Source organism: Winogradskyella sp. SYSU M77433, from assembly GCF_029911945.1.
Lineage (GTDB): Bacteria > Bacteroidota > Bacteroidia > Flavobacteriales > Flavobacteriaceae > Winogradskyella.
On sequence record NZ_JARYTG010000004.1, the window covers coordinates 355,849 to 367,020 of the forward strand.

Sequence of the window (11,172 nt, forward strand, 5' to 3'; positions counted from 1 at the left end):
AAAAAGTTATAATACTAGCTAAATTCATTCAGAAATCAATTCGAATACATAATTACCATCATTATCAAAATATTTATAATAGCCATTGTATTCTCCATTTTTTAAAGGCAAAAAACTTTCATTACCTTCTAAATTATCTAATAAGCTTTTGTTTTTACTCAAGGCATAGAACAAATTTCTAAATAAATTTACATTACTTGTATAATTAGTTGCGTTATCTAAATTTATACTCTTTGGCCATTTTATACTCAACAAACTACTAAATACAGATAAGGCTTCAGTTTTATTTAGTTTATTGTTTGAAGCCTGCAATGTATAATCTAGTCCCACAAAACCACCGTGATCTGCAACGACAATGACTAAAGCATTTTTATCAAAAACATTAATCTCATTTATCAAAGACTTTATCCACTCATTGGCATCTTCTAATCTTTGAAGATAATTAGTACGTTCAGAATTTTTCCCCTTAGACAAACTCTCTTTGTATATGATATGACTTGGAAGTGTCTTCTCTATGAAAATAAAATTTTGTTTTGATGTGAGGGTATCTAGAGCTCTGCTTAAGTCTACCTTTATATCCGCACCTGTTACAGAACCTGAATTATGATATGACATCCATTTTGTATCGATATTACAATAATCATAAGACAGCGGTTGTCTGTCTATTAAGAAAAAAGAGTTGTCGGTAATTAAATATGACTTGTAACCATTATGCTTTAAGATACTAAGCACATTATTATATTTTCCAACAATAGCTTCATTAGGTTTATGCGTTTTTAAAGTTGATTTATTAGTGTTAGAATAGTAATGATGCTTCATGGCAAACATCGAGGAGTTTGAGGTATATGTGGAATAGTAGTTGCTTCTAAAACCCTTGTAGTTGGTAAATCCCTCTGATAATAGCCAGCTTTTAAATTCAGAATTATCATAGTCGTATGGAGGCTTATCAATTTCTGAAAAATTAACATAACCATCTGGCTGTATTACAAAAATATTAGGCTTATTTTTTAATTTAGTTTGTAGTTCTTCAATTGATAATTTTGCCCAAGTATTGTTGTTTTGATTAAAATGAAATACTAGTTTCGGAATTAAACTCACAAATCCCATCACTGCAAATAATAATTGAATTACAACTACCTTCTTAATATGTTTAGCTATTAAAAAACCAACACCAAAGGCTAAAACAAGAACTAGCAGTAACGTTTTTTTATTATAATAGAACGCTAAAAAACCTAATAATCCAATAAAAACAGTACTATTTAAAATAGAAACACTAAAAGGTTTTAGTGATTTAAAAAAATTAATTTTTAATAATAGAGGAATTAAAAACAGTAGAATCTGTGGTAACAAAAAACACAAACCAAATAAAAAGACAAATTGCTGCCATGAAGTAGCTTCAGAAATATTACTACTATAATAGTGAAAGAAAGGATATAAACCAGCACATAAAACAATTAAGCTTGGGGAAATATTATCTTTTGCAGGTCTTTTAAAAAATTTTCTTTCTGAGATTTTCATAAATCCTTCCTTTTTAATAAGTAGATAACTCTTTCAGAATTCTTAATCGCTTTTTTCTCTACAATATCAAACTTTTGAGAATAAGCCTTTTCAAAATTTTCAATATTGTAAAAATTAAAGTAATCTTTGAAATCTGCCTTATTATTTAATAAGCGTTGTACCCAGGAATCTTCACGTTTGGGAAATTCTATGATTAAATTTTTAGAAAATCTAGCGAAAAAATCTGCAGATCTCTCAAAAGGCACATTACCTGATAATGAAATATGGTGGATTACAGCTAAAGCTAAAGTTACATCAGGAGAAAACTCACCGATACGCTTTATAAAAGAATCGCGTTCTTCATTATTGAGTCCTATTGCAGGTGATGGACTTAAGACATCTAAAATTAGAGGAAGCATGTTTTGCTCTTTATTCAACTTCATTATCTTATAGTTTGCATCAACAGCATTATTATCAATATCACTGACTAATGCAACATCTAAAGAAGTTTTAATTTTCCTAACAAAAGTGCCGTCATTTCCACCTATATCAATTAATGTATTTGGGGTTATTCCTTCAACCCAGTCATTAATTATTTCTGATTTTGTATTAAATGCATCATCACTATAATTTGTTTTACTATAATAATTTCCCCATTCAGACTTTTCTTTTAATTCTAACTTTTTTATAAAACCATAAAGGCTTTTAATAATGTTAAGCTGTCCTTTTTTAGATAATTCCGCATTTTTCACCTCACCTTCATAATTCTCATTATGTTTATCTTCAGATTTAGCCAGCAAATGAATATTAGAATATAATAATGGATTTAGTTTTGTTCTTGTGGGCAGCAATGAGCTTAACGTCTTTACTGGTATACCTTCTAAAAACGTCTGCATTTGTTTTAATTGTTGTGCTCCGTGATAATGAGCCAACAATAACGGTCCAAAAAAATGTGTGATAAATTGTTTATAGGCTCTCCATGGAGAATTCTCTTGATAAAAATCAAATGAAAGCGTGTCTATAAAAACTGCTTTCCCATTATGAAATGTAACGTTAAAAGCTGATGCATCTTTTAAAGAAAAACCATGCTCTAAACTAAACTTCTGAAGTTTTAATGTTAGTAAAGCAGCTTCTTTGTACATATTAAAACTCCACTCATAAGGATAAGTTACAAATGGTACTTTTGTAGCTTTTAAAATAATTTTTTCTTTAGATGAAAAAACCTCCTCATGAGAAACCATCAACTCATTTTTTATTAATTTATCATAAAAACCCGTTTCCTTTAAAGCATAATATTGCTTAAAATATACGGGATTAATAACTCTTTTGATTTCGTTTTCACCCAATAAAATGTAACCTGAAGGATCTCTGAATGAAGAAGGATGAGCCGTCTGATTCATTTTTTATTTAGAATTTTCTGAATCTTTTTCTTTTACATCAATATCTTCAAAAACATCATCATCAGAATTCTTTGTCAAGCCTAAAAACACTTTAATCTTATGCATTAGATTTTTAGAAAATAAAACCACTCCTGCTACTGCCGCTATAATTGTCTGGATAATCATAGCCCCTATACCTGGGTCGAAATAAAGAAAATTCATGTATTTGTTTTTTGTAAAGATATAAAACTTGCTTAGTTATGGTATTAAATAAAAAAAGAGAAACACTTTAAAGCATTTCTCTTTTTAATATCTATATAATTTTAATCCTTATATACTCTTATTTCGCTTACGATCTACCTCTTTAAGGAATATCTTACGAATTCTAAGATGGTTAGGTGTAACTTCTACATATTCATCTTTTTGAATATATTCTAAAGCTTCTTCTAGCGAAAACTTTATTGCTGGTACAATCTTAGCTTTATCATCGGCACCTGCAGAACGTACGTTACTTAACTTTTTAGTTTTTGTTACGTTAACCGTCATATCATCACCACGAGAGTTTTCACCAATAACTTGACCTTCGTAAATATCTTCTCCTGGATCGATAAAGAACTTTCCTCTTTCTTGTAATTTATCAATAGAATAAGGAATTGCAGTTCCGTTTTCCATAGATACTAAAGAACCATTCTGACGCTCTGGAATACCACCTTTTAACGGTTGATATTCTTTAAAACGGTGTGCCATGATTGCTTCACCTGCAGTTGCAGTTAACAATTGGTTACGTAGACCTATAATACCACGAGATGGCACTATAAATTCGCAAACCATACGGTCGCCTTTAGCTTCCATACTTAACATTTCACCTTTACGCATGGTTACCATCTCTATGGCTTTACCTGATACGTTTTCTGGTAAATCAATAGTCATTTCTTCAAAAGGCTCGCACTTTACACCATCGATTTCTTTGATGATTACCTGTGGCTGACCAATTTGAAGCTCGTAACCTTCACGACGCATAGTTTCTATTAAAACTGATAAGTGCAATACACCACGACCGAATACCATGAACTTATCGGCACTATCAGTATCTTGTACTCTTAATGCTAAGTTCTTTTCTAATTCCTTAGTTAAACGTTCTTTAATGTGACGAGACGTTACAAATTTACCATCCTTACCAAAGAAAGGTGAATCGTTAATAGTAAATAACATACTCATCGTTGGCTCATCAATAGCAATGGTTTTTAAACCTTCAGGATTTTCAAAATCTGCAACGGTATCACCAATTTCAAAACCTTCTAAACCTACAATGGCACAAATATCACCAGTCTGAACTTCATCTACTTTTAAACGTCCTAGACCTTCAAAAACATGTAGTTCTTTAATTTTATTCTTTACAACAGCACCATCTCTTTTTACCAAAGAAATTGGTTGTCCTGTTTTTAAAGTTCCTCTTGTTAAACGACCAATAGCAATTCTACCTGTGAAAGAAGAGAAATCTAAAGACGTAATCAGCATTTGAGTTGTTCCTTCTTCAATTTTTGGCTCAGGAATATGTTCTATAACCATATCTAATAATGGCTCAATATTCTCTGTTGGCTTTTGCCAATCGTCACTCATCCAGTTATTTTTTGCCGAACCATAAACTGTTGGGAAATCTAACTGCCACTCTTCAGCACCAAGTTCAAACATAAGATCAAATACTTTTTCATGAACTTCATCAGGAGTACAGTTTTCTTTATCCACCTTGTTTACAACAACACATGGTTTTAGACCAAGGTCAATCGCTTTCTGTAACACGAATCTTGTTTGTGGCATTGGCCCTTCAAAAGCGTCTACTAACAATAGTACACCGTCTGCCATGTTTAAAACACGCTCTACTTCACCACCAAAATCGGCGTGACCTGGTGTATCAATGATATTTATCTTAGTATCTTGATAAATAACCGATACGTTTTTTGAAGTAATGGTAATACCTCTTTCACGTTCCAAATCATTGTTATCAAGAATTAAATCACCTGTGTTTTCATTCTCTCTAAACAACTGACAATGGTACATAATCTTATCAACCAAAGTCGTCTTACCGTGGTCAACGTGTGCAATAATTGCAATATTTTTAATCTTAGTCATAACTGATGCTGATTTTAAGCGCGCAAAGGTACATCATATTCTCCTCATTTCGTTAATTATATGTTATAATTTAATTAAGCCTTAATTTGAGTTTGTAACTTAGTGTAATAATTGACTAAAAACTAAAAGCCTATCCCCTTAAACATACCGCTAATTGGGCTTTTACGTCTGAACCCTTAATTAAAAAACAGATGAATACAATTAGCAAATACACCAAATTTATACCCTATCTCTATTTTTTATCGATCATCATATATTGGTTTACTGACATAAATAAGAGCGAAGGTCTATCTGCATATCCTATTTTATTGTTTGGAATTCCATTTTTATGGCAACTTATAAAACCGAACAGAGAACTTAATTTCTCTCTTGGCATTATTTTCGTTTGTCTATCTTCTTATCTGGTCTTAGCTTACTTATTCGATTTACTGAATATTATCAATTGGTCTGAATCCGCGAAACAATTTTTCTTTTTTGGTGGTCTATTCGTTGTTGGTAATTTAGTGATGTCGCTTTGGATGATAAGAAATAGTATAAAAAAGGTATTTTAAAATGTTATCTTTGTACTGTAATATTTAACTCTTTTAAGTTGACAACAATTCCAAAATTAAAGCACACAGATTCTAATAATTTCTTTTTACTATGTGGCCCCTGTGCTATCGAAGGTGAAGATATGGCGCTTCGCATTGCTGAAAAAGTAATTTCTATAACTGACAAGCTTCAAATACCTTATGTTTTTAAGGGAAGTTTTAAAAAAGCAAACCGTAGTAGAATTGATAGTTTTACAGGAATTGGAGACGAAAACGCATTGAAAATTTTGAAAAAAGTTTCAGATACTTTTGATGTTCCAACTATTACCGACATTCACGAAATTTCTGATGCCGCTATGGCTGCAGAATATGTTGATGTTTTACAAATTCCTGCATTTTTAGTCCGTCAAACGGATCTTGTAGTGGCTGCAGCCGAAACAGGAAAGGTTGTTAACCTTAAAAAAGGACAATTTATGAGTCCTGAATCCATGAAACATGCTGTGCAAAAAGTAAAAGATGCTGGCAATGAAAAAGCATGGATAACCGATAGAGGCACCATGTTTGGCTACCAAGACATGATTGTAGATTTTAGAGGTATTCCAACCATGCGAAAATTTGCACCAACAGTTTTAGATGTTACACACTCTTTACAGCAACCAAATCAAACTATTGGTGTTACTGGAGGACGACCAGACATGATTGAAACTATTGCCAGAGCTGGTGTGGTTAATAATGTAGATGGTTTGTTTATAGAGACACACTTTGATCCTGCAAATGCCAAAAGCGATGGCGCTAACATGCTACATCTAGATAATCTTGAAGGACTTTTAACCAATTTGGTTGCGATTAGAAAAGTTGTTCAAAGTTTCTAAATATCTAAGCATTTTCACTATCCCATCAATGGGAATTGTTTCCAAATTTTTACAAGTTTTGAATAATAAGGCTCTGGTGTTTCTTTAGAAATTTCTATTTTTTCACTATCCACATAATAATCGAAAACATAACAACTGTAGTCAGTACAACACTCTTTGATATTGTTCTCTATAAAAAAACGAATGATTTTTTGTCTAAAATTAAATTCTAACTGAATTTTATTTTCTAAAGCACTATCAATCAAATCGGTGTTTGAATGCCAATGGATTTTCACTACAAGGGGAATTAGGGATACTAGCGCAAGATAGCTGTTTACATTAAATTAACAAAAAGTTAACATTAAGAAAATCTAGATCTTATCCTAATTTTGAGCTTTTTTATTCTTGTTCAGAATAAGTTTAAAGGGATTTACATTTATTTCTAATTGCTTTTGAAGCACATAAACAATAACCTCATCATTGATACCCTCAACTGATTTATAACGAAGCGACCGAATTGACTTTCTGTTAGCATCAACAAAATGCTCGTTGAATTTATCCAATTGATCAAAATGCCAAAATGCTAAATCCACATAGTCTTTAGATTGATTTAAAAAGCATAAAGGAATACCATTATTATAGTAGAATGGAATTTTCCATTTGAATAACAATTCTGGATTGGGAGCAACAGACTCAATAATAGCTTGAAGTTGAAGAAGAATAGTTTTAAAAGGTTCTTCCTGTTTTAGTATATATACCTCAGCTGGATTCAAAACAATCTAATAATTCCAACAATTAAAAGTATAATGCCTATCACGGCTTTAAAAGGCATTAATTTAGCCGATAAATTCCTTAAACCTGCTTCTAGTGAAGGGACTTTGCTAAACATATGCGTCAACAATAATATACCTCCTAAAATACTTAAGATATTAAAAATCCAACCACTCCAAAACACCAAAATCGGTAAAACAATTAATGCTCCACCAATAACGCTTTGAAAAGGCAACAACGCGCTTGCTATTTTATTAAAAAAATTACTTTCCCCATCCCACTTATCTAATGTTGCCAAACCTAGAAGTATTCCTCCGGTAATGTTGGCAATTGTTAAAAGCAAACCTATCATGACATTTGATTTTATTTGTTTGATATAAATTTAATCAATCTCAATCAAAAAATATTTTGTTTTATCTAAATAAATTTATTTACTTTGTATTTCAAAGTACTTTAAATTATGAGCAACGAAGATTATTTAAAAGACATCTCTGAGATAAAAAATCTCATGAATAAGTCTTCTCGTTTTATTTCCCTAAGCGGTCTTTCGGGAGTTTTGGCAGGCATCTATGCATTAATTGGTGCAGCCATTGCCTATTGGCTTGTAATGAATTATAGTGATGGTAAACTCTATATTTTTCATGGTTGGGTATTTTGGACAACTATGTTCATACTATTAATGGTCGCTTTTCTTAGTGCTCTTACCGGAATTATTCTTACCGTAAGAAAAGCTAAAAAAAATGATGAAAAAATATGGGATAGCTCTTCGCGTCGCTTATTAATTAACTTTTTAATTCCGCTCGTTGTAGGTGGTTTGTATTGCCTTATCATCTTAAATCAAGGAAGATACGGGCAAACTGGTGGTTTAATGCTTATATTTTATGGCTTGGCATTAGTGAGCGCCTCCAAGTATAGTATTGGTGATATTAAATATTTAGGTTTTATTGACATAACTTTGGGGCTCATTGCAACGCTTTATCCTGGTTATGGTTTTTGGCTTTGGGCGCTTGGATTTGGTGTAATGCATATTGTATATGGCACTTGGATGCATTTTAAGTATGATAGAAAATAATATGAATAAGATTTTCTTTTTTTTCTTTTTAGGTGTATTGTTATTTTCCTGTGATAATAACAAAGGTGAATTTATCATTATCAATGAAAGTGATTTCAACATTGAGTCTTTGAACATAATGCCAGATTCCAAAAAACAGTTCATCAATCTTAAAAAAGGTGAAACAAAAGAACACTTTATTTTTATGGATGAGGTAAAAACTGATGGAAGTTATTACATGTCATATATAAATTCGGAAAGTAAAAAAGCCGTTTTAAAACCCTTTGGTTATTATACCAATGGTTACCAAATTGAAAATGCTATTCATATTAGAATTTTAAACGACACTATTTTAGTTGATGGTGAATTTAATAAACCATACTAGAAAATAAGATTCCTGTTTATACAGGAAATATTATGAGCATAATTAACAACATAAATAAATTATTTGATCATAGAATACGACTCGGTATCATGTCTATTCTTATGGTAAATGAATATGCCGATTTTAATATGTTGAAAGAATTGCTAGGTACCACAGATGGTAATTTAGCGAGTCATACCAAAGCACTTGAAAAAGCAGAATATATTGCTGTTGAAAAACAGTTTATCGGACGAAAACCAAACACCAGATATAGTGCAACTAAGCTGGGTAAAGCTGAATTTAAAAAGCATATTGAAGCACTTGAAAAACTAATTAATAAAACTTAAAAAATTTTGATTTTTTACTTTGAAATTCAAAGTGGATTTTAAATAAAACTGATTTCATGAGAAACTTTGTAGACAAACATTCTATAGTTAGAGACATTTGGGGCAATAGTGATACTATTCTACTCGTGTTTGCTGGTGCATCGGCTGAATTTGCACTAAACAAAGCTGTAGACTGGCTCTATTTTACAGGTAAATTGCCTAAAGATTCTTTAGGTCGTTTGTTTTCTACCGTAAATTATGCCAAAGCTATTGTTTTTGCTAACGAAGCATCTGCTTTAAAAGCTATAGATCAAATGACTGCCATTCATAATTCAGTAGAAGCAAAACGCGGAAAAGCTATTCCTGAATGGGCCTATAAAGATGTACTTTTTATGCTTATTGACTATTCTATAACATCTTATGAAGTTTTAGAACAGCCATTGTCAATAAAACAAAAGCAAGAGGTGTTGGATGTATTCACCAAAGTTGGGCAACGTATGGGTTTAACCAACTTGCCACTCACCTACTCCGAATTTACAGTGACACGTCAAAAACACCTTGAACAAAATTTCAAAAATGGAGCTTATACTAAAGATCTTTACAAGCAATACCGCAAACATTTAGGTGCTGTTCGCTATAAATTACTGATTGAAGCTCAGATACTTTTACTTCCACAAACGGTAAGAACTATGCTTAAGTTTAGAAAAATATCATTTTTAAAACCACTTATAATTCTATATAAAATCGCCAGGCAACTAAAGCTTGATGGGCTTGTAAAAGACATACTATTACCATCAGCTTACAAACAAGACATCAAACAATTGAACAGCATTTAAAAAATTTTAAATTTTTACTTTGAAAAACAAAGTACTTTAAATTAATCACTATGAAAAAACTATTCTTATTTATCGGAGCATTATTATTCAGCACACTGTTTTATGATAAAAGCATCGGGTTGAACCTCTTTTTATTCAGCATTACAACAGTTACTATTTTGTTTTTAAATAATAAAAAAGACTTTGAGAACACTAGAACTTTAATTTACGGTACAATCTACATCATTACTGGTGTTGCTGTTTTCTTTCACGATTCGTCCGTAGCGATTCTTGCCAATTGTATATGTTTTTTTACTCTGATTGGTTTATTATCTGAAAATAAATCTTCAATTTATGTGAACTGGTTAAATGGGCTTTACACCACAATAGCAGGTCTTTTTCACAGAAACTTTTCAGTTAATGAAAAGACACAAACCGTAGAACCAAAACATAAGATTGATTACATCCATCTTTTAAAAATCATTTTTATTCCTTTAGTCTTTGTAATCATCTTTATCGCATTATACAAAGACGGCAATCCGTTTTTTAGCGATATCATTTCAAAAATTGATTTCAGTTTTATTAATATTCAATGGATTTTATTTGCTGGATTAGGGTATTATTTATTTGCGAATATTCATAAACCAGTGGAAGTTGAACCTGCCACAGAACTCGATTTAACAACAGGAAATTCTTTAGAAAAAACAGCAAAATTTTCGTTACCAAAACTAAAGCAAGAAAATCAGCTTGGTGTTGTTCTTATTTCGGTATTAAATGCGCTTATCGTTCTATTCTTAATCACTGATATTTCATTTCTCTTTTCTTCAATGGATATAAGAGCTTCTGTATTTTCGGCTCAAGTTCATAGTGGCATTAATGCATTAATTGCATCAATATTAATAGCCATAGTCATTCTACTTTATGTATTTAGAGGTGACCTCAACTTCTTTGCCGAAAACAAAACTCTAAAGAAACTCGCCTTTACATGGATTACTTTAAATATGATTCTTGTATTAAGTATCATGATGAAAAATGGGCAATACATTTATTATTTCGGGTTAACCTATAAGAGAATTGGAGTCTTAATTTATCTCATACTTGTGGTTACAGGACTTATAACAACACTTCTAAAAATCAGTAAAATCAAAAATATTTGGTACTTACTGAGACTAAATACAAAAGCTGCTTTTGTAGTATTAATTATTGCTGCAACAATAAACTGGGACTATCATATTACTAATTATAATTTCAACTATGCCAAATCTATGGATGTTGGCTACCTCATTGAATTATCAAATAACAATGCGCTTATTCTAAAAGATCAATCCGAACAAAAGGAATTAGGTGATTTCTTCTTAAATCAAATCGAAGAAAAATACAGAAACTATGTCTACGAGCTTAGAACCAACTCATGGCAAGAATTACAATACGATAATTTAAAGATTGATTCAGAATAAA

Annotated in this window: 14 protein-coding genes; 7 read left to right on the forward strand and 7 right to left on the reverse strand. The window is 31.3% G+C overall.

The window, feature by feature from the left end:
- Window positions 1–24: 24 nt before the first annotated feature.
- From QGM60_RS10455 to typA, 4 genes are all read right to left on the reverse strand, one after another.
- A complete protein-coding gene (locus QGM60_RS10455) occupies window positions 25–1,518 on the reverse strand; it encodes a sulfatase-like hydrolase/transferase (RefSeq protein WP_281140187.1) in 1,494 nt (497 codons plus the stop codon).
- A complete protein-coding gene (locus QGM60_RS10460) occupies window positions 1,515–2,897 on the reverse strand; it encodes a class I SAM-dependent methyltransferase (protein WP_281140188.1) in 1,383 nt (460 codons plus the stop codon). The genes QGM60_RS10455 and QGM60_RS10460 overlap by 4 nt, the downstream gene beginning before the upstream one ends.
- Window positions 2,898–2,900: 3 nt before the next feature.
- Complete coding sequence (locus tag QGM60_RS10465) at window positions 2,901–3,098, reverse strand: hypothetical protein (RefSeq protein ID WP_281140189.1); 198 nt, start codon at window positions 3,096–3,098, stop codon at window positions 2,901–2,903.
- A 108-nt stretch (window positions 3,099–3,206) separates the two neighbouring features.
- A complete protein-coding gene (typA, locus tag QGM60_RS10470; RefSeq protein ID WP_281140190.1) occupies window positions 3,207–5,006 on the reverse strand; it encodes a translational GTPase TypA in 1,800 nt (599 codons plus the stop codon).
- 191 nt (window positions 5,007–5,197) lie between these two features.
- Between typA and QGM60_RS10475 the strand changes: the two genes are divergently transcribed.
- Together QGM60_RS10475 and kdsA are read left to right on the forward strand one after the other, a co-directional pair.
- Entirely contained in the window at window positions 5,198–5,557 is a 360-nt protein-coding gene (locus QGM60_RS10475) for a hypothetical protein (RefSeq protein WP_281140191.1), read from the forward strand.
- A 47-nt stretch (window positions 5,558–5,604) separates the two neighbouring features.
- Window positions 5,605–6,408, forward strand: a complete 804-nt coding sequence (kdsA, locus tag QGM60_RS10480) for a 3-deoxy-8-phosphooctulonate synthase (RefSeq protein ID WP_281140284.1) — start codon at window positions 5,605–5,607, stop codon at window positions 6,406–6,408.
- A 17-nt stretch (window positions 6,409–6,425) separates the two neighbouring features.
- On the opposite strand, the gene QGM60_RS10485 is transcribed toward kdsA, so the two are convergent.
- The 3 genes from QGM60_RS10485 to QGM60_RS10495 all read right to left on the reverse strand — a co-directional run bounded on the left by QGM60_RS10485 (window position 6,426) and on the right by QGM60_RS10495 (window position 7,510).
- A complete protein-coding gene (locus QGM60_RS10485; protein WP_281140192.1) occupies window positions 6,426–6,683 on the reverse strand; it encodes a hypothetical protein in 258 nt (85 codons plus the stop codon).
- 87 nt (window positions 6,684–6,770) lie between these two features.
- Complete coding sequence (locus tag QGM60_RS10490; RefSeq protein ID WP_281140193.1) at window positions 6,771–7,160, reverse strand: DUF1801 domain-containing protein; 390 nt, start codon at window positions 7,158–7,160, stop codon at window positions 6,771–6,773.
- On the reverse strand, window positions 7,157–7,510 hold the full coding sequence (locus QGM60_RS10495) for a hypothetical protein (RefSeq protein WP_281140194.1): 354 nt from the start codon (window positions 7,508–7,510) through the stop codon (window positions 7,157–7,159). The genes QGM60_RS10490 and QGM60_RS10495 overlap by 4 nt, the downstream gene beginning before the upstream one ends.
- 108 nt (window positions 7,511–7,618) lie before the next feature.
- Here QGM60_RS10495 and QGM60_RS10500 point away from each other — a divergent pair, with 108 nt between their 5' ends.
- Genes QGM60_RS10500 through QGM60_RS10520 form a run of 5 tightly spaced genes read left to right on the forward strand, consistent with a single transcriptional unit; the run spans window position 7,619 to window position 11,171 of the window.
- A complete protein-coding gene (locus tag QGM60_RS10500) occupies window positions 7,619–8,230 on the forward strand; it encodes a hypothetical protein (RefSeq protein WP_281140195.1) in 612 nt (203 codons plus the stop codon).
- 1 nt (window position 8,231) lies between these two features.
- The gene (locus tag QGM60_RS10505) at window positions 8,232–8,594 is read left to right on the forward strand and encodes a hypothetical protein (RefSeq protein ID WP_281140196.1); all 363 of its coding nucleotides are present in this window, start codon (window positions 8,232–8,234) and stop codon (window positions 8,592–8,594) included.
- 32 nt (window positions 8,595–8,626) lie between these two features.
- The gene (locus QGM60_RS10510; RefSeq protein ID WP_281140197.1) at window positions 8,627–8,920 is read left to right on the forward strand and encodes a transcriptional regulator; all 294 of its coding nucleotides are present in this window, start codon (window positions 8,627–8,629) and stop codon (window positions 8,918–8,920) included.
- Window positions 8,921–8,976: 56 nt separating this feature from the next.
- On the forward strand, window positions 8,977–9,735 hold the full coding sequence (locus QGM60_RS10515) for an oxygenase MpaB family protein (RefSeq protein WP_281140198.1): 759 nt from the start codon (window positions 8,977–8,979) through the stop codon (window positions 9,733–9,735).
- 50 nt (window positions 9,736–9,785) lie between these two features.
- Window positions 9,786–11,171: a DUF4173 domain-containing protein gene (locus QGM60_RS10520; protein ID WP_281140199.1), complete on the forward strand. Its 1,386-nt coding sequence runs from the start codon at window positions 9,786–9,788 to the stop codon at window positions 11,169–11,171.
- Window position 11,172 lies beyond the last annotated feature (1 nt).